At 66.0% G+C, this 18,660-nt stretch carries 17 protein-coding genes, 1 tRNA gene and 1 riboswitch; of the genes, 10 read left to right on the forward strand and 8 right to left on the reverse strand.

What is annotated here, in order from left to right; translation table 11 throughout:
• Positions 1 to 130 precede the first annotated feature (130 nt).
• A riboswitch (TPP riboswitch) is annotated at positions 131 to 237 on the forward strand.
• A gap of 99 nt (positions 238 to 336) precedes the next feature.
• On the forward strand, positions 337 to 1,788 hold the full coding sequence (locus tag ASD71_RS22575) for a sodium:solute symporter family protein (protein WP_056569970.1): 1,452 nt from the start codon (positions 337 to 339) through the stop codon (positions 1,786 to 1,788).
• Between the two features lie 66 nt (positions 1,789 to 1,854).
• Here the strand turns inward: ASD71_RS22575 and ASD71_RS22580 are convergent, their stop codons facing one another.
• Complete coding sequence (locus ASD71_RS22580) at positions 1,855 to 2,277, reverse strand: type II toxin-antitoxin system VapC family toxin (RefSeq protein ID WP_056569972.1); 423 nt, start codon at positions 2,275 to 2,277, stop codon at positions 1,855 to 1,857.
• Complete coding sequence (locus ASD71_RS22585) at positions 2,274 to 2,531, reverse strand: Arc family DNA-binding protein (protein ID WP_056570581.1); 258 nt, start codon at positions 2,529 to 2,531, stop codon at positions 2,274 to 2,276. Before ASD71_RS22585 ends, ASD71_RS22580 begins: the two co-directional genes overlap by 4 nt.
• Before the next feature lie 406 nt (positions 2,532 to 2,937).
• Between ASD71_RS22585 and ASD71_RS22590 the strand changes: the two genes are divergently transcribed.
• Positions 2,938 to 3,636 (forward strand): metallophosphoesterase, encoded by a 699-nt coding sequence (locus ASD71_RS22590; RefSeq protein ID WP_056569974.1) that lies wholly within the window; start codon positions 2,938 to 2,940, stop codon positions 3,634 to 3,636.
• A gap of 178 nt (positions 3,637 to 3,814) precedes the next feature.
• On the opposite strand, the gene ASD71_RS22595 is transcribed toward ASD71_RS22590, so the two are convergent.
• From ASD71_RS22595 to ASD71_RS22615, 5 genes are all read right to left on the reverse strand, one after another.
• Positions 3,815 to 3,890 (reverse strand) — tRNA-Ala (locus tag ASD71_RS22595).
• Between the two features lie 70 nt (positions 3,891 to 3,960).
• A complete protein-coding gene (gene xth, locus ASD71_RS22600) occupies positions 3,961 to 4,743 on the reverse strand; it encodes an exodeoxyribonuclease III (protein WP_056569976.1) in 783 nt (260 codons plus the stop codon).
• A gap of 231 nt (positions 4,744 to 4,974) precedes the next feature.
• The gene (locus ASD71_RS22605) at positions 4,975 to 5,196 is read right to left on the reverse strand and encodes a hypothetical protein (RefSeq protein ID WP_056569978.1); all 222 of its coding nucleotides are present in this window, start codon (positions 5,194 to 5,196) and stop codon (positions 4,975 to 4,977) included.
• An 87-nt stretch (positions 5,197 to 5,283) separates the two neighbouring features.
• Positions 5,284 to 6,066 carry a 3-oxoacyl-ACP reductase gene (locus ASD71_RS22610; protein WP_056569979.1) on the reverse strand — a complete coding sequence of 261 codons (783 nt, stop codon included), beginning with the start codon at positions 6,064 to 6,066 and terminating at the stop codon, positions 5,284 to 5,286.
• Between the two features lie 18 nt (positions 6,067 to 6,084).
• Entirely contained in the window at positions 6,085 to 6,888 is an 804-nt protein-coding gene (locus tag ASD71_RS22615) for a FadR/GntR family transcriptional regulator (RefSeq protein WP_056569980.1), read from the reverse strand.
• Between the two features lie 216 nt (positions 6,889 to 7,104).
• On the opposite strand from ASD71_RS22615, the gene ASD71_RS22620 reads away from it, so the two are divergent.
• Positions 7,105 to 8,541 carry an aldehyde dehydrogenase family protein gene (locus tag ASD71_RS22620; protein ID WP_200949471.1) on the forward strand — a complete coding sequence of 479 codons (1,437 nt, stop codon included), beginning with the start codon at positions 7,105 to 7,107 and terminating at the stop codon, positions 8,539 to 8,541.
• Between the two features lie 90 nt (positions 8,542 to 8,631).
• The gene (locus ASD71_RS22625) at positions 8,632 to 9,336 is read left to right on the forward strand and encodes a riboflavin synthase (protein WP_056569982.1); all 705 of its coding nucleotides are present in this window, start codon (positions 8,632 to 8,634) and stop codon (positions 9,334 to 9,336) included.
• Positions 9,337 to 9,345: 9 nt separating this feature from the next.
• On the opposite strand, the gene ASD71_RS22630 is transcribed toward ASD71_RS22625, so the two are convergent.
• A complete protein-coding gene (locus ASD71_RS22630; RefSeq protein ID WP_056569983.1) occupies positions 9,346 to 10,842 on the reverse strand; it encodes a M81 family metallopeptidase in 1,497 nt (498 codons plus the stop codon).
• A 306-nt stretch (positions 10,843 to 11,148) separates the two neighbouring features.
• On the opposite strand from ASD71_RS22630, the gene ASD71_RS22635 reads away from it, so the two are divergent.
• From ASD71_RS22635 to ASD71_RS22660, 6 genes are read left to right on the forward strand one after another with little or no spacing between them, the layout of a single operon-like run.
• A complete protein-coding gene (locus tag ASD71_RS22635) occupies positions 11,149 to 12,582 on the forward strand; it encodes an amidase (RefSeq protein ID WP_056569984.1) in 1,434 nt (477 codons plus the stop codon).
• A 59-nt stretch (positions 12,583 to 12,641) separates the two neighbouring features.
• Entirely contained in the window at positions 12,642 to 14,225 is a 1,584-nt protein-coding gene (locus tag ASD71_RS22640) for an ABC transporter substrate-binding protein (protein WP_056569986.1), read from the forward strand.
• An 18-nt stretch (positions 14,226 to 14,243) separates the two neighbouring features.
• On the forward strand, positions 14,244 to 15,185 hold the full coding sequence (locus tag ASD71_RS22645; RefSeq protein ID WP_056569989.1) for an ABC transporter permease: 942 nt from the start codon (positions 14,244 to 14,246) through the stop codon (positions 15,183 to 15,185).
• 8 nt (positions 15,186 to 15,193) lie between these two features.
• Complete coding sequence (locus ASD71_RS22650) at positions 15,194 to 16,057, forward strand: ABC transporter permease (protein ID WP_056569990.1); 864 nt, start codon at positions 15,194 to 15,196, stop codon at positions 16,055 to 16,057.
• 5 nt (positions 16,058 to 16,062) lie between these two features.
• Positions 16,063 to 17,715: an ABC transporter ATP-binding protein gene (locus ASD71_RS22655; RefSeq protein ID WP_056569992.1), complete on the forward strand. Its 1,653-nt coding sequence runs from the start codon at positions 16,063 to 16,065 to the stop codon at positions 17,713 to 17,715.
• Positions 17,716 to 17,726: 11 nt separating this feature from the next.
• Positions 17,727 to 18,653: a glyoxylate/hydroxypyruvate reductase A gene (locus ASD71_RS22660; RefSeq protein WP_056569993.1), complete on the forward strand. Its 927-nt coding sequence runs from the start codon at positions 17,727 to 17,729 to the stop codon at positions 18,651 to 18,653.
• The last annotated feature ends 7 nt before the right edge of the window (positions 18,654 to 18,660 follow it).

Consider the following 18,660-nt stretch of genomic DNA (forward strand, 5'->3'; position numbering starts at 1 on the left):
TTGCGTCATCAATGCCGCGTCCGGCACGCCCTCGGGTGCCGCAAGCGGGCGAACTTAGCATAAAACCGGGCGCCGGGCGGCGCCTTCCCCGCTGCGCGTTGACATCGCCGCGCCGCTCTCCTAACCTTGCGGCAATTCCTGGGGGAGCCCTGTATGGGCTGAGATTCCGCGTCAACGCGGTAACCCTTTGAACCTGATCCGGGTAATGCCGGCGAAGGGAAGGACTCCGCAAGTCTCGCGCGCCCTCCCTGATTCCATTCATCTTGCGGCCTCCCTGACGGCGGGCTGCCGCGTTACGCGTCCGGCCCCAGGCCGCGCGCGGGAGGACCGACCTTCATGTTGACCCAAACCACCGCCCTGATATGGCTGCTGCTGTTCTCGGGCGGCTTCGCCCTGGCCAGCGTGCTGTACACGCGGCGCAAGCGCAGCACCCTCGAAGACTACATCGTCGCGCGCAACAGCCAGGGGTCCTTTGGCACGATCCTCACGCTGATGGCGTCCACGCTGGGCGCATGGATTCTCTTTTCGCCGGCGCAGGCCGCCACGTGGGGCGGCTTGGCCGCCGTGATTGGCTACGCGCTGGGGTCGATGTCGCCGCGCCTGGTGATGATTCCGCTGGGACGGCGCATGCGCGAGCTGATCCCGCACGGCCACACGCTGACGGAATTCCTGATGGCGCGCTACGGCCGGCCCATGTATGGCCTGGCGCTTTTCATCATGCTGTTCTACCTGTTCATCGCGCTCTCGGCAGAGGTCACGGCCATTGCCAAGCTGGTCGCGATGCTGGCGCCCGTGCCTCTGTGGGCCACCGCGGCCATCGTGATGGGGACGACCTTGCTCTACACCACCTACGGCGGCCTGCGCTCGTCCATCTTCACCGATCAGGTGCAGATGATGATCATCGTGCCGCTGCTGGTGGTGCTGTGCGTCGTGGGCTGGCAGGCGGCGGGCGGCACGTTGCCGACCATTCAAGCGCTGCAGGCCAAGGCCCCGCAGTTGCTGGATCTGACCGACCCGGTGGGCGTGAAGGCCGGGCTGACCTTCTTTGTCGCCATCCTCTTGACCGGCATCTTCCACCAGGGCAACTGGCAGCGCATCTACGCCGCTCGAGACACCCGCACCATGCGCAACGGTTTTCTGCTGGGCGGCGTGCTGGTGGCGCCGTTCATCTTTCTGATGGGGCTGTTCGGCCTTGCCTTCGTCGGCTTGGCGCCCGAGGGCGACAGCTCGATTGCGCTGTTCAGCGTGATCATGCCGCACGCCCCGGCGTGGTTCGTCATCGCCCTGATCCCGCTGGGCCTGTCCCTGGTCATGAGCACCGCCGACACCGCCATCAGCGCGGTGTCCAGCATCATCGCGGTGGACCTGCGCCGCCTGATGCCGAACGCTGGCGGCGCCACCATGAAGCGCCTGGCGCGCTGGCTGGTGCTGCTGATGGCGATCCCCGTGATGATCGTGGCGTCGCAAGGCTACAGCGTGCTGTACCTGTTCCTGCTGGCCGACCTGCTGTGCTCGGCCGCCGCCTTCCCGGTGTTCTATGGGCTGTTCAGCCGCAAACACGATGGTTTCACCGCGACCACGGCCACCATCACGGGGCTGATCGCCGGGCTGTTCTTCTTCCCCGCGCCGGGGGACAAGCCGACGTTCCTGCTGGAATCGTTCTTGCTGGCGGCGTTTGTGCCGGTGGTGACGACGGTGCTGATCCGGCTGGTGATGCGCGGACGGAAAGAGTTTGATTTCTCGACGCTGAGCGCGGCGGTGCGGAGGTTGGATAAGGAGACGATTTGAGGTGGGGGCGCGGTTTAAGACTGCGCCTTGTTCGGATGCCCATGCAGCATCCGAATTCCTTTAGCCTTAAACGTCGTTCCAGGGATTGATGACAGCAACGTCAGCGGCCTTGAAGGGGGCCGTATCGCGGCTGGCGACGATCATGCCGCGCGTTGCGGCCGTTGCCGCGATGTAGCCGTCGGCTGCGCTGATGGCTTTACCCGCTTTGCGCGCCTTTGCCATCAAATGGGAATAGGCGCCCGAAGCCTCCAGGTCGAATGGCAGGATGCGCCCGAAGAATGCTGGCAGCAATTCTTTTTCCAACAGCCGGCAAAAGTGATCGCGTCGCTTGCTTGACGGCATGACCGACAATCCAAGTCGCAGTTCCGCGATGGTGATGGCCGATATGAAAAGTGTCTCAGAGTTCTGGGCATCTATCCACTGCATCACTTGTGCGGAGGGGTGTGGCTTCCAGGCTTCCGAAATGACGTTGGTATCAAGAACGATCATTCAAAATCCATCGGCTTGGCAGGTCTCTTGTCGCGGACCCCGTTGATGGATTCAACCTCTGCTTCGCTCAGGGGGCCGGCTTTCTGGGCGAAGGACGCTAATAGAGAGCCAATCTTGAGGCGCCCCTCGGGGCGTGCTGCCTGTTCGAGAATGGCGCGAACTTCTGCTTCGGTGCTTCGGCCATGCTTGGCGGCGCGCGCACGCAACGCGCGGTGTACTTCGTCGGGAATATTGCGGACGGTGATCGAGGCCATGATGTGGAACCTCTCGGCGTGAATTGATGTCATTTTATTGATTTGATATCACCGTCACAAGTTTGTCTGTCCGGAAACGGGGTGGGTCTCTCGCGGATGCCCAAGTGGATACAAGCGTTGATGAGATTCAGCGCTGGCGCGCGGAGGTCGCCGGTTGGAGATGCGGCGCGCGGCGCTGCCGCTGAATATGCCTCGATGGTGTGCTCTGTCTAAGAAGCGCGCTACGCCACGGCTTGAAAAATCAGACGAAGCGACAGAAAGGCGGCGTCTCAGGCGATAGCGTGCTGAAGACGGTGCGAAGGGGGAGCCAGGCGGAACTCCGGGCTTAAACTCGCAGACTGTCCGAAATTTGCCTACAAATTTCGGGCACCCCTCAATGTGGGAAGGATGATTCGGGGGACACTGCATGGAATCAGCCCAAAGGTCCGGAAATTTGCGTGTAGCGCGCTTTGGTTTGAATACCAAAGGCCGCGATCTTGCCGTCGGCGACATTCATGGACATTTCGGCCGGCTTGAAGTCGCACTTGCCGCAGCCAGTTTTTCCCCCGAGCGTGACCGCTTGTTCTCCGTCGGCGATCTTGTCGATCGTGGGCCAGAGTCCGCCGAGGTGCTGGCCTGGCTAGAGCGCCCCTGGTTTCACGCGATCTGCGGGAATCACGACCTCATGACGTGGCGGCGTGCCATGAACAATCCGATTCCCGACGTGGATCATCGCGTCCATGGCGGCGAATGGCTGGATGCGTGCGACAGCGACACCCAGGCCCGCATCGGCGCCCGCTTGAATGCCTTGCCGCTGGCCATCGAGGTGGAAACGCCGGACGGTGTCGTCGGTCTGGTGCATGCCGACTTTCCCTATGACGATTGGCAGGCCATCCATGGCGCCGCCTTCAGTCTGGAGGATGAAGATGCGTGCCTGTGGTCCATCGACCGCTATCGAATGCAATATGCGAAGCCTGTCCGAAACGTCCGTGCGGTGGTCCATGGACACATGACGCTGCGCAAGCCGGCGCAACTGGGCAATGTGTATTACATCGACACGGGGGGATGGCAGGACGGCGGCGAGTTCACGCTGCTGGACCTGCATGCGTTGAAGCCTTGCCGCTGAAGCGGCTAAGCACCGCCCCGCCTGCCGTTCAAATATTGCCGTTCCACAGGCGGGTCGTAGGTTCCACATGCGGGCCGCAGTCATCCAGCCCGCAGTCATCCAGCCCGCAGTCACCCAGCCCGTAGAAACAAAAAAGCCTTGGCACACAAAAGTGTCCAAGGCTTTTCCGTCTGGAATTTGGTGGAGCGGAGGAGGATCGAACTCCCGACCTTCGCATTGCGAACGCGACGCTCTCCCAGCTGAGCTACCGCCCCAAATCAAGCAAGACCAGAAATATACAGGAATTCCCCCCGGCTGCGCAACACGCGCCGGAGCCGAAAATTTTCAGACAAATGCGAGCGTGGCGATGACCGGCGCGTGGTCCGATGGTTGCTCGTTGCGGCGGGGTTCCTTGTCGATGACGCAGGCGGTGCAGCGCTTGACCAAGGGAGCGGAAAGCAGCACGTGGTCGATGCGCAGGCCGGCATTGCGGCGGAAGGCAAACTGGCGGTAATCCCACCAGCTGAAGGACTTTTCCGGCTGCTCGAACAGGCGGAACGAGTCGGTCAGGCCCAGGTCGATCAGCGAGCGCAGCGCCTGGCGTTCGGGTTCGGACACCAGGACCTGGCCTTCCCACTTTTCGGGGTTGTGCACGTCTTCGTCGGCGGGCGCGACGTTGTAGTCGCCCAGCACGGCCAGGCGGGGGAATTGCTTGATCTCTTCGGCCAGCCATTTGCGCATGGCTTCGAACCATTCCAGCTTGTACGCGTACTTGTCGGACCCGACCGACTGGCCATTGGGGCAATAGGCGCACACGACGCGCACGTCGCCCTCGGGGCTGGGGAAGGTCAGGGCCAGGACGCGCTGCTGCGGGTCTTCAAAGCCGGGGATGTTGCGCACCATCGTCGTGCCGGGCACGCGCGAGATGATGGCGACGCCGTTGTAGGTTTTCTGGCCGGCCCAGACGGCGTGGTAGCCGGCTTCCTTGAATGCCGCCTCGGGGAACTTGTCGTCCGTGAGCTTGAGCTCCTGGATGCACAGAACGTCGACGGGATTGGCGACGAGCCAGTCGAGGACCTGTTGCAGGCGCACGTTCAGGGAGTTGACGTTCCAGGTGGCGAGTTTCATGGTTTGGTACTTGAATCCAGAGCAGATCAGGGCGGCAAGACCGTCCCCGGCAGAGGGGGCAATGATACCGCGCCGCCATGGGTGTCTGACACCCTGGGGAGGTGACCGTCAGTTCGTGCCAGCGTCTCAGCGGGTGTCAGACACCGCCCAGCGTAGCTCCGCCACCGCTGCAAGGTATCTGACACCCACAAGCAAAAACCCCGATTCCTGCGAATCGGGGTTTTTCTTTTGCTACTCACTGATGTGATTGAACTCGACCGATCCCGGCTCGATTCCGCCGCGCCGCAGGCGGCCGTCAACGTCTTCCGGATTTCCGCTCGCCGCGTCCGCCGCCGGCAAATCCAGCCAATTCGCCAGTTCCTGCTTTGCCTGCTCCGTCTCGGATATCCCGCCATTGACCAGCGCCACGCCGTCGCTGCCGTCGAGCTTTCGATAACTGATCTGCGTCTTCATCTTGCCTCCTGGGTTGCGGTGGATTTGCCGGTCCACCGTAACACACGACGCATCGTCGTCACCCGGGGAGCAACCCGGATTTGGCGGTCAGCCCTTGACCAAGCCGCCATCCACAATCAAGTTCTGCCCGGTCACCGCACGCGACCAGGGGCTGGCAAAGAACAGCACCGCGTCGGCGAACTGCTCCGGCGTGGTGACTTCGCGCAGCGGGGTGCCGGCGGCGATCATGTCGAAGACGGCGTCGGGCGTGGCGGCCGAGGCGTCGGTGGTGCGCAGCAGGCCACCGGACACCATGTTGACGGTGATGCCGTCCGCGCCCAGCTCGTGGGACAGGGTGCGGGTGAAGGCGAGCAGCGCGGCCTTGGCGGCGGTGTAGTCGTGGTACGGCACGACCGGGTTCTGGACCAGGTTGGTGCCGACGTTGATGATGCGGCCGCCGCCGGCGGCGCGCATGCCGGGCAGGGCGGCTTGCGTGGTGTTCAGGGCGGCGCGCACGCTGCCTTCGAGCTGGGCGTTCATCTGCGCCCAGTCCAGCGTGTCGGCGTGGGGGCGGGCGTCGCCGTTGAACTGGAAGGCGGGCAAGGCGTTGTTGACGATCGTGCTGACCGGCTGGCCGAAGTGCTGGCTGGCGCGGGCAACCAGGGCGGCGACGGCGGCGGGGTCGCGCACGTCGGCTTGCACGGCCAGGGCGCGGTCCGGGGCGGTCGCTGCAAGGGCCTGCGCGCGGTCCGCGCTGTGCAGGTAGTTGATGACGACCTTGGCGCCTTCACGCAGAAAGGCCTGCGCGATAGCCGCGCCCAGGCCGCGGCTGGCGCCGGTGACGATGACGAGTTGCTGATTCAGGTTCAGTTGCGGGCGTTGCGATGACATGACGGTACGGCTTCCTGCTCAATGTTCCGAGCCGCTGTTGAGCATGCGGCTGCGGGCTTTTTCAATATGGGCGCGCATGACGTTGCGCGCGCCCTCGGCGTCCTGATCTCGGATCAGTTGATAGATGTGGCGGTGTTCGTCGATGGCGGCGCGCGTGCGCTTCCAGGGTTCGCTGTGGACCAGATGGCGCATGACGTTCACGGCGTGGCTCACGTCGTATTCCAGCGACTTGAGCACCTGCACGAAGCGCTGGTTGCCGGTAGCCGTGGCAATGGCGCGGTGAAAACCGTAGTCATGATGGTGGGCAATGGCGCCCGATGCGTCGGCTTCTTCGTAGCCGGTCAGCATGCGGTCCATTTCCTGCAGATCCTCAGGCGTGCGGCGCAGCGCGGCCAGGTGTGCGCATTCGGGCTCGATCACCATGCGCAGTTCCAGCCCTTCCAGAATGTGGCCGACGCGGCGCGCGGGGTCCACCGCGGGCATGCCGCCCATCAGGTCAGGCTTGGACTTCACGTAGGTGCCGGACCCGCGGATCGAGTCCACGAGCTGGTCTTCACGCAACCGGTCCAGCGCCTGGCGCACGACGGGCCGCGACACTTCAAATAGCGCAGCCAGTTCCAGTTCGGTCGGCAGCTTGTTGCCGGGGGCGATCTTGCCGGTGGCGATCGCGTAGAACAGGCTTTCGTAGACGCGCTCGGCAAAACGCTCGGCGCGGACATAGCCCAGGCCGGACGCCACCTCGGCCAGCACGTCCAGTTCGGGACGGGGGCGGGTGGCCGCGGCCAGCAGCGATTCAAGCTGCGGGTCACGTACGTTGCTCATCGGACGCGCTCCTGTGAAGTGGGGACGGTTGTCATGCGGCATGACTAACCAGCGGGGTGCTAAGCCCCTGAATTATTAGGGATAACCCGATCATCCAGAAAAATATCCTGAAGGTTGGGATTAAAGCTGTCATTCCAATTGACAAGTTGCGAGGGGCTCCCGTACCTTGCCATTCACCCCCCCAACCGGCCGTTCGGCCGCTACTTTACTCCGCACATCGTGACTCAGAAGAACTTTATCGCCAACCAATGGGTGGCTGCGGCCACCGGTGAAACCATTCCCGTCCTGAACCCGTCCGATGGCAAGCCATTCGAGGAACTGGCCCGCTCGAACGAGGCCGACGTGGACCGTGCCGTGCAGGCCGCGCGCCAGGCCTTCGAGGGCGAGTGGGGCCAGATGGCGCCCGCCGTCCGCAGCCGCTTGCTGATGAAGATTGCGTTTGCGCTGCTGGACCGCCAGGAGGAACTGGCGCAACTGGAATCGGCCGACACGGGCAAGCCCATCAAGCAGGCGCGCGCCGACGCCGCCGCCGTGGCGCGCTATTTCGAGTTCTATGCCGGCGCGGTCGACAAGCTGCACGGCGAGACCATTCCCTATACGCCGGGCTTCACCGTGCTGACGGTGCGCGAGCCGCACGGCGTCACCGGCCACATCGTGCCGTGGAACTATCCGCTGCAGATCTTCGGCCGCAGCGTCGGCGCGGCATTGGCCGCGGGCAATGCCTGCGTGGTCAAGCCCGCCGAAGACGCCTGCCTGTCGCTCCTGAAGCTGGCCGAGATCGCCGCCGAAGTCGGCCTGCCCGCCGGCGCGCTGAACATGGTCACGGGCTACGGCCATGAGGCGGGCGCCGCGCTGTCCGCGCATCCGGGCATCGACCACATCTCGTTCACGGGTTCGCCGCAGACCGGCAAGATGGTGGCGCATGCCGCCGCCGAGAACCACGTACCCGTCACGCTGGAACTGGGCGGCAAGTCGCCGCAGATCGTATTTGACGACGCCGACCTGGACGCCGCGATGCCGGTGCTGCTGGGCGCCATCATCCAGAACGCCGGCCAGACGTGCTCGGCTGGCAGCCGCGTGCTGATCCAGCGCGGCGTTTACGAAACCGTGCTCAAGCGCCTGTCGGAAGCGTTTTCCGCCACGGTGACCGGCCCGGCCGCGGCCGATCTGGATGTCGGTCCGCTGATCAACGCGCGCCAGCAGGACCGCGTGCGCGGTTTCCTGGCCGAAGCCGAAGCGCAAGGCATGAAGGTCGCCGCGCGCGGCAAGCTGAAGGACGGCACGCCGGAAGCCGGCTTCTACCAGCCGCCCGTCCTGTTCCGCGACGTGCCGCCCGACAGCCGCCTCGCGCAGGAAGAAGTGTTCGGTCCGGTGCTGGCCGCCATGGTGTTCGACACCGAGGAAGAAGCGCTGGAAATCGCCAACGGCACGCTGTATGGCCTGGTGGCGGGCGTGTGGACCCGCGACGGCGGCCGTCAGATGCGCCTGGCCCGCAAGCTGCGCGCCGGCCAGGTGTTCGTCAACAACTACGGCGCGGGCGGCGGCGTGGAACTGCCGTTCGGCGGTTCGCGCCAGTCGGGCTACGGCCGCGAGAAGGGCTTTGAGGCGCTGTACGGCTTCACCTCCCTGAAGACCATCGCGATCCGCCACTGATCCTGCGGCCCCCGGCAAGGACCCGGACAAAATATCGGTTAACGTTGATGTTTTGCTTCCGGGGCCTGCCGCCCCGCATTCAGGATCCGTATGTTCACCGGTATTGTTCAAGGCACCGCGAAGATCGCCAAGATCGCGGATCGCGAAGGCCTGCGCACCTTCACGCTGGATTTCCCCCCTGGTTTCTGCACTGACCTGGCCATCGGCGCCAGCGTGTCGACGGACGGCGTCTGCCTGACCGTCACGGAAATCCTGTCCGAAAACCAGGCCACGTTCGACGTGATGCTGCAAAGCCTGGCGATCACCACGCTGGGCAGTTATGGCGAGGGCGACAGCGCAAATGTGGAGCGCGCGGCCAAGGACGGCGCCGAGATCGGCGGCCATCCGTTGTCGGGCCACGTGGACTTCACGTCGCAGGTGCTGATGGTGAAGTCCTCGGACACCAACCGCCTGATGCGCTTCAGCATCCCCGAGGCCTTCCGCAAATACGTGTTCGCCAAGGGCTACATCGCCATCAACGGCGCCAGCCTGACCGTGTCGGAAGTGAACCGCGCCGAAGGCTGGTTCGAGGTCTGGCTGATCCCCGAGACACGCCGCATGACGGTCTTCGAGGACAAGCAGGTGGGCGACGCGGTCAACATCGAGATCGAGCGCAGCACGCAGGTCATCGTGGACACCGTGCGCGAAACCGTGCAGGAAAGCCTGGGCAAGCTGCAACCGCTGCTGGAAGCGATCCTGAAGGAAAAGGGACTGACGCTGGAAGATTTCGTCAGCCCGCAGGGCAAGCTGAAGTAATACCGCGTTTCACTCCGCCGAGAACGGCCGCCCCTGCGGCCGCACCCGCATCCCGGGCGCCAGACGCGTCCACGGCAGATCCGCGGGATCGGCCTGCATCGGGCCGGGCGCCTTGGCCACCAGCACCTCGTGCGCGATGGGCTGGAAGTCGGCCCGGAAATGCACCGAGCTTTTCACCACCAATATCCCCATCTCCTCGGGCTGCACGCCGCCGACGCGGAACAGGTTGCGGTCCAACATCTGCGCCTTGCCGGCGCTGACCACCAATCGCACGCCGCCGATCCTCAGCGTGGCCGTCCCGCCCAGGTCCACGTCCATGCCGTTCATCATCGGGCCGTCAAAGCGCAGCTTGCCGTCCGATAAGGCCTCGACCACAAACTTCCCTTCAAAGGCTGCGTCGCCCGCCACGCCGGATTGCCCGCCCAGCTTGAGCGCGACGGTCGCGCCGACGCCTGCCTCTGTGGCCTGACGCACCACCTCGGGGTCGTACAACAAGCCCAGCGCCGCGTTCTGCGCGTCCGCTTGCACCAGCGCGCGCAGCATGCCGGTGGTGTTGGCGTCGCCGCCCGCGCCGGGATTGTCCTGCGTGTCCGCAATGACGACAGGCCGCGTCGCGCCCGCAGCCAGGGACTGCGCACGGCGCACGGCCTCGGCCGGTTCAAGAAAGTCAGGCGACCACTCGGGTTCCAGTTCTAGCACGCGCGCATACAGCGATTCCGTGACCTGCTCGACTGCGGCGGCGTCCGTGCCGTAGGCCCACACCACCGGCCCGCATTCCGGAAAGTCCGCCGCCGGAAAGCCCGGCGCGAAGGAAACGGAGACGACGCCAGGCGTCTGCTCCAGGTCCGCCAAGAACGCGTACACGCCCTGCGACGGTTCAAGCATCGTGCACATGCCGTTGATGGGAATCAGGAAGGGCAGGCGGCGTTCGCTGCGGGCCCATTTGCCGCCGGCCTGAATGCGCGCCATGAGCAGCCTCGCGGCCTGCACGCCGGTGTCGGCCATGTCCACGTGCGGATACGTGCGGAACGCCACCAGGCCGTCCGCGCTTTGCAACATCTGCGCCGTGACATTCGCATGCAGGTCCAGGCTGGCGACCACCGGCATGGCCGGTCCCACGATCTCGCGCACGCGCGCAAGCAGCTCGCCTTCGCCGTCGTCCAGATGTTCCGTGACCATGGCGCCGTGCAGGTCCAGATAGATGGCGTCGAAGCCGCCCGCCCGCACCGCGTCCAGGATCTCGCCGGCGATGCGTTCGAAGGCGTCCCGTGTCACATGGGCCGACGGGCTGGCGCCCGCCCAGATCACGGTCTGCACGGTGTGGCCTTCGGCCGCCACCGCGTTGATGAAGCCGCCGGCCGGAATGTTGACCTCGCGCAGCGCCAGCATGTCCGCGCCCCGCACCATCGCGGGAAAGCCTTCGCCGCGCACGAAGTTGTCGTAGCCCGCCTTGGAGGGCGCGAAGGTGTTGGTCTCGTGCTGGAAGCCAGCAACCAGGATGTGCATGAGCGTTTTTCCTTGCCGATGAGGGTGAGGGGAATTCAGGCGTGCGGAAATTATTGGGGGCGGCGCCGCGATCGGCAATACCGCCGTCCGCACCAGGACGCGCCAATGCATCGACAAACCCGCCATCGCGGGAAATCCCTGATGAATCGCGCGTTGCGTGCCCCGAAGTTGCTCGCTTAGAATATTTTTATGAACTACATCGGTATTGCTAAGCAATACTTGAAAAGTAGACGGCAAAGCAGGGCATCGAATCGGATGCGGGCTATCGCGCCGGCCACCCAGGCGCATCAAAGTTGCAGGGAAGTCATGCGGACAGACGAGTACGAAGGGCAGGACGGATTGGCGTTGGCGGGGCTGGTTGCACGCGGGCAGGTGACGCCGGCCGAGCTGATGGAATGCGCGTTGCAGTTGGCCGAAACGCGCGGCGCGCCATTGAACGCGCTGACCTACGTGCAGCCTGAAACGGGCCGCAAACTGGCAGGCGGCTGGACCGAGCGCGGCCTGTTTCGCGGCATTCCCTTTCTGCTCAAGGATTCGGGCCTGCCGAGCGTGCGCTTTCCGTCGAGCCTGGGTTCGGCGCTGTTCGACGACACCGAGTACGCGTTCGACGCGACGCTGGCCCAGCGTTTCGAAGCGCTGGGACTGATCCCGTTCGCGCGGACCACGGTTTCCGAACTGTGCATGGGACCGTCCACCGAGGCGCGCCGCAACGGCGGCGCCACGCTGAATCCGCGTGCGCTGGACCGGTCGGTCGGCGGTTCCAGCGGCGGCGCGGCGGCGGCGGTGGCGGCGGGCATTGTGCCGGTGGCCCACGGCAGCGACGGCGGCGGGTCGATCCGCATTCCGGCCGCCTGCTGCGGCGTGTTTGGGCTGAAGCCCAGCCGCGGACGCGTGCCGATGGGGCCGGCGCGCGGCGAAGGGTGGGGCGGCATGGCCTGCGAAGGCGTGCTGACGCGCAGCGTGCGCGATACCGCGGCGGCGATGGACGGCATCAGTGGATATGCCCCGGGCTCGCCCTATGCCGCGCCGCCCGCGCCCGGTTCGTATCTGGATTCGGTGCGCGAGCAGCGCCGCGAGCCCCTGCGCATCGCCGTGTGGCGGCAGGCCTGGAACGGCATTCCCATCGCGCCGGAATGCCTGGCCGCCGTGGAACGCACGGCCCGCCTGTGCCGGGAACTGGGGCACGAGGTCGTGGATGCACCGTTGCCGGACCTGGACTACTCGGGATTCGTCCGCGCCCACGGCACGGTGCTGGCCACCAACATCGTGCTGGCCGTTCAAGCGCGGCTGGCAATCCGCGGCCGCGCGCTGCGCGACGACGACCTGGAACCGGTCATCCGCGACGGCCTGTCGGTGGGCCGCGAACTGACCTCCATGCAATACGTGGATTCGATCAACCGCTTTCACGCCATCGGACGCGCCATCGAGTCGGCCATGACGGACGTCGACCTGGTGCTGACGCCCACGCTGGCGCAACTGCCGGCCAAGCTGGGCGACCTGGCGCTGGAAGGCGAATTCTGGGCGTTCCGCGAAAAGGTGTCGCGCTATGCGACCTTCCTGGCGGTGATCAACGCCTCGGGCCAGCCGGCAGCCAGCCTGCCGCTGGACTGGACGGAATCGGGCGTGCCGGTGGCCAGCCAGCTTATCGGGCACTTTGGGCGCGAGGACCAGATCCTGCGCCTGGCGGCCGAGCTGGAACGGGCCGCGCCCTGGACGGGGCGGCAGATCCTGTTGCCCTGATCCGCACCAAGGCCCGCCGGCACGCCGCCGGCGCAGGACCAAACCATAAAGGGGAAGTAATGAAGCGATCCTTTCTGTTTTCCGCAGCAATGTTCCTGGCCGCAGCCGCGCCGCTGGCCGCCGTGCCCGCCGCCAGCCAGGCCCAGACCACCGCCAAGTTCGTGATGCACGCGCCGCTGCGCGTGCTGGACCCGATCCTGACGTCGGCCTACGTCACGCGCAACCACGGCTATCTGGTGTACGACACGTTGTTCTCGATGGACGCGTCGGGACGTCCGCAGCCGCAGATGGTGGAGTCGTGGACGGTGTCCGAAGACGGCATGAACTATGTCTTCAAGTTGCGCCCCGGGCTGGTGTTCCATGACGGCGCGCCGGTCACGGCCGAAGACGTGGTCGCGTCCTTGCAGCGCTGGCAGGCGGGCGATGCCACGATCGGCAACCGCCTGAAGAACGCCACCGCCGAACTGACCGCGACGGGCGCCGACACCTTCGCGCTCAAGCTCAAGGCGCCCTACGGACTAGTGCTGGAATCGCTGGCCAAGGAAAGCTCGCCGGTGCCGTTCATCATGCCCAAACGCATCGCGTCCGTGCCGGCCTCGCAGGCGATCAGCGAGTCGATCGGCTCCGGACCCTACAAGTTCGTGCAGGCCGATTTCCAGGCCGGCGTGAAGGCCACCTACGTGAAGTTCGACGGCTACGTGCCGCGCAAGGAGCCGGCCAGCGCGTTCGCGGGCGGCAAGGTCGTCACCGTGGATCGGCTGGAACTCTTGAACATCCCCGACAGCCAGACCGCGGTGAACGCGCTGCGCAACGGCGAGATCGACTTCCTGGAAGACGTGCCGCCCGACTTGATGCCGCAGCTGAAGGACGCCAAGGGGATCGCGCTGAAGTCCTACGGCAAGAACTCCAATATGTTCACGCTGCGAATGAACTGGCTGCAGGCCCCGTTCAACAACGTGAAGGTGCGCCGCGCGGCGCTGGCCGCCCTGAGCGAAACCGATTACCTGGACGCGCAGATCGGCGATCCGGACGTCTACCAGGTGTGCGGCGCGGTGCTGACCTGCGTGTCGCCCTACGCGTCCGAGGCAGGCGCCACGCAGATCAAGGCGCCGGATCTGGCAAACGCCCGCAAGCTGCTGAAGGAAAGCGGCTACGCGGGCGAAAAGGTGGTGGTGCTGCATCCGACCGATCTGCCCATCTTCGCGAACATCGCGCCGGTCACGGCGCAGGCGCTGCGCAGCATCGGCATGAACGTCGAGATCCAGTCGATGGACTGGGCCACGCTGCTCAGCCGCCGCAGCAAGAAAGAGGGCGTGGAGCAGGGCGGCTGGAGCATCTTCCAGTCGAACATGTCCAGCCTGGACCTGATCTCGGCGGTGGGCAATCCCAACCTGGACGGGCGCGCCGACTCCACTTATCCCGGGTGGACGCACGACGCCGTCATGGACGAACTGCGCAGCCGCTTCGCCGCCGCCCGCACCGAGGACGAACGCCGCGAACTGGCCCTGGCCATTCAGCGCCGCAACTATGAGCAGGTGATGTACGTGCCGCTGGGCGGGTACTCCAAGTTCAAGGGCTACAACGCCAAGTTCGCGGACATGGTCGATGCGCCGATTCCGCTTTTCTGGACCTCGCCCAAGTAGCGGGAAGGGATCTCCATCATGCTCAATCTGATCTTCAAGCGCGTGCTGGCCGCCATCCCCGTGATGCTGGTGGTGGCCACCGTGGTGTTCCTGCTGCTGCGGCTGGCGCCGGGCGACCCCGCCCGCGTCATCGCCGGCGACATGGCCAGCGAGGAGGCGGTGGCGCAGGTCCGCGCCGACATGGGCCTGGACCGCCCGCTGCCCACGCAATACGCCCTGGCGATGGGCGCGCTGCTCCAGGGTGATCTGGGCTCCTCGATCATTTCGAAGGATCCGGTGACCACGCTTATCGGCCAGCGGCTGGGGCCGACGATGGCGCTGGCGATCTGCGCGATTCTGCTCACCATCTTTGCCGCGATTCCGCTGGGCGTGTTTTCGGCGTGGTGGCACAAGGGGCTGTTCGACCGGGTGACGCTGGCGGTCACGGTCCTGGCATTTTCGGTGCCGGCGTTCGTGGTGGGCTATCTGCTGATTCTTGCATTCTCGGTGAAGCTGAACTGGTTTCCGGTGCAGGGCTACGCGGGGCTGGCGTCGGGGTTCGGGACGTTTCTTTATCACATGGCGTTGCCCACCATCACGCTGGCGACGGTGTTCGTGGCGCTGATTACCCGCATCACGCGCGGCAGCATGCTGGAAGTGCTGGGCGAAGATTTCGTGCGCACGGCACGCGCCAAGGGCGTGCCCGAACGCTACGTGCTGTACCGCCACGCCCTGCGCAACGCCGCGGTGCCCATCGTCACCGTCATCGGCCTGGCGCTCACCACGCTGATCAGCGGGGTGGTCGTCACCGAGACCATCTTCAATATCCCGGGCGTGGGCCGCCTGATCGTGGACGCCGTGCTGGCGCGCGACTATCCGGTGGTGCAGGGCACGATCCTGTTCTTCTCGTTCGTGTATGTCTTCATCAACCTGGCGATCGACCTGCTGTATGTCGTGCTCGATCCGCGCATCCGCTACTGAGGCCGGACATGACCACAACTGCTCTGGATCGTCCCCGTTCCTTCTGGCCCGCGCTGACGCGCGATCCCATGATGTTCACCGGGCTCGCCCTGCTGGCGGCGCTGGTGGGGCTGGCCATGCTGGCGCCCCTGATCACCTGGCATGACCCCGCCACGCTGGCGCCCCGCATGCGGCTCAAGCCGGTCAGCGCCGAATACTGGCTGGGCACCGATTCGCTGGGCCGCGATCTGTTTTCGCGCGTGCTGTACGGCGGACGGCTGTCGATCACGCTGGCGGCGCTGGTCAGCGTGATCTCGGTGTGCGCCGGCCTGCTGCTGGGCCTCTTGGCGGGCTACTTCCGCCAGCTGGACGCGGTGGTGATGCGCATCATCGACGGCATCATGGCCATTCCCGGCCTGCTGCTGGCCATCGCCATGGTGGCGCTGGGCGGCGCGACCATCCCCACGATGGTGACGGCCATCGCCATCCCCGAGATTCCGCGGGTGGCGCGGCTGGTGCGCAGCGTGGTGCTGTCGGTGCGCGAGGAGCCTTACGTCGAAGCGTCCCTCGGCATGGGCACGGCGACCTGGCGCGTGCTGTGGCGCCACGTGCTGCCCAGCACGATCAACCCGCTGGTGGTGCAGGCCACGTTCATCTGTGCCTCGGCCATCCTGATCGAAGCGGTGCTGGGATTCCTGGGCCTGGGCTTTCCGCCTGAGATTCCCAGCCTGGGCAGCATCATTTCCGAGGGCCGCCCGTTCTTCCAGCGCGCGCCGTGGATCGTCCTGTTTCCGGGCGTCTTCCTGGCGCTGCTGATCCTGTCCGTGAACCTGTTCGGCGACGCGCTGCGCGATCGCCTGGACCCGCGCATGGCGCGCCAACGCAAGGGTTGAAGCCGATGTCCCCTCATCCCATTCTGGAAATCCGCGACCTGAAGGTCAGCCTGCCCGGCGCCGGCGACCGGCGTTATGCCGCCGAAGGCATCGCGCTGACCGTCAGCCCGCGCGAAATCGTGTGCATCGTCGGTGAATCCGGCTCGGGCAAGTCGGTCACGGCCAGCGCCGTGATGGGCCTCTTGCCCAAGGACGTGCTCAAGCTCGAAAGCGGACAGATCCTGCTGTCGGGCCGCGACATCACGCATGCGTCCCTGGCCGAGCTGCGCGCGCTGCGTGGCGACCGAATGGCCATGATCTTTCAGGAGCCCATGACGGCCCTGAACCCGCTGATGCAGGTGGGCGACCAGATCGCCGAGATCTTCCAGTTCCACGGTCCGTCGCTGTCGCGCCGCGAGGTCGACCAGCGCGTGCTGGCGCTGCTGAACGATATGCGGCTGCCGTCGCCCGAAACCTTGCGCCACGCCTTTCCGCACCAGTTGTCGGGCGGGCAGCGCCAGCGGGTGATGATCGCGATGGCGCTGGCGATGGAGCCGGCGCTGATCATCGCCGACGAGCCGACCACCGCGCTGGATGTGACCTCGCAGGCGCAGGTGCTGCGCCTGCTGCACGGCCTGCGCGAGCGCCACGACACCGGCATCCTGTTCATCACGCATGACTTCGACGTAGTGGCCGAGATTGCCGACCGGGTGATCGTGATGCAGCACGGCCGCATCGTGGAGGCCGGCGCCGCCGCCGACGTGCTGGCCAACCCGCAGCATCCCTACACGCGCAAGCTGATCGACGCGGTACCCAAAGGCAAGTTCGGCGCCGGGGCGCCGCTGGCCGAGGGCGACCCCGTCATTTCGGTGGAGAACCTGGGCATGCGTTTCGTGACGTCCAGCCTGTTCCGGTCCAAGCGGCGCGAGGTCAATGCGCTGGACGGCGTGTCGCTGTCGCTGGCGCGCGGCGAAACGCTGGGCATCGTCGGCGAGTCCGGATCGGGCAAGACGACGTTGGGCCGGTGCCTGGCGCACTTCGCGCGGCCCACCTCCGGCCGCATCGTCATGAACGGCGAGGACGTGTCGAACCTGTCGCGCGCGGCCTGGCGCCAGTGGTGCAAGCGCATCCAGATGGTGTTCCAGGATCCGTACCGGTCCTTCAACCCGCGCCTGACCATCGAGGCCACGCTGTCCGAGGGGCCGCTGAACTACGGCGAGGACCCGGCCCGCGTGCAGGCGCGGATGCGCGACATGCTGGCGCTGGTCAGCATCGATGCCAGCGCGCTCAAGCGCTATCCGCATGAATTTTCCGGCGGACAGCGTCAGCGGATCTCGATCGCGCGGGCGCTGATGATGGAGCCGGAGATCCTGATCGCGGACGAGGCGGTGTCGGCGCTGGACGTGTCGGTGCAGGCGCAGATCCTGGATCTGCTGGAGCGCATTCGCGCGCAGCTGAACCTGAGCATGATCTTCATCACCCACGACCTGCGCGTGGCCGCCCGGCTGTGCCATCGCATCGCCGTGATGCAGCGCGGCCGCGTCATGGAGATCGGCCCCGCCGAGCAGATCTTCACGCGGCCCGGCAGCAGCTATACCCAGGAACTGCTGGCCGCCATTCCCGGCAAGGACGGGTTGGGCAGCCGGCCCCCGGCCGGACTGGCATTGGCCGGCGCTTGAAGGAAACTCCGATGACACGCGTTGCCTTATTGAGCCGATCGGCCAATCTTTCCTACTTTCAACCGTTGTTGCAGGGGCTGGCCCCCGAGCTGGACGTCGCCGTGTGGCCCGACCCGCGCAGCCTGCACGCCGACGTGGCGGTTTGCTGGAATCCGCCCGTGGGCGTGTATGACGACATGCCCAACCTGAAGCTGATCCACAGCATCGCCGCGGGCGTGGACAACCTGCTGGACGGCCAGCGCACGCGCGGGCTGCCCGTCTGCCGCGTGGTCGATCCGCAATTGGCGCAAGGGATGCTGCAGTACGTGCTGTGGTGCGTGCTGACGTTTCATCGCAAGCTGGACCTGGCGCTGTCCAACCAGCGCGCCGCGCGCTGGAGCCGGCCGCCGCAGACGCCAGCGTCGCAATGCCGGATCGGCCTGATGGGCCTGGGCGAACTGGGTGGCGCCATCGCCGCCGTGCTGCCCGGGATGGGCTATCCGGTCAACGGCTGGTCGCGCTCGCCGCGCGATATCGACGGCGTGCGCGTCTATGCCGGCGAGGCGGCCTTCGACGAATTTCTGGCCAATACCGACGTGCTGGTGTGCCTGGTGCCGCTGACCGACGCCACCCGCGGGATCCTGAACCGCCGCACCTTCGACGCCTTGCCGCAAGGCGCTGCGGTGGTCAATTGCGGCCGGGGCGAACATCTGGTCGCGGCCGACCTGATCGACGCCCTGGAACGCGGGCAACTGCGCGGGGCCGTCCTTGACGTGTTCGCGCAGGAGCCGCTGGATCCGGCCGATCCGCTGTGGTCGACGCCCGGCGTGATCGTCACCCCGCACATGGCAACCATGCCGTCGTCCGGCACCGTGGCCGAGCAGGTCGTGGCCAACATCCGCCGTCTGGGGCAGGGCGAGTCCCTGGCCCATACGGTGGACCTGACGCGCGGCTATTGACGCCGAT

Origin of the sequence: Achromobacter sp. Root565, assembly GCF_001427425.1 — a bacterium.
Lineage (GTDB): Bacteria > Pseudomonadota > Gammaproteobacteria > Burkholderiales > Burkholderiaceae_B > Achromobacter > Achromobacter spanius_D.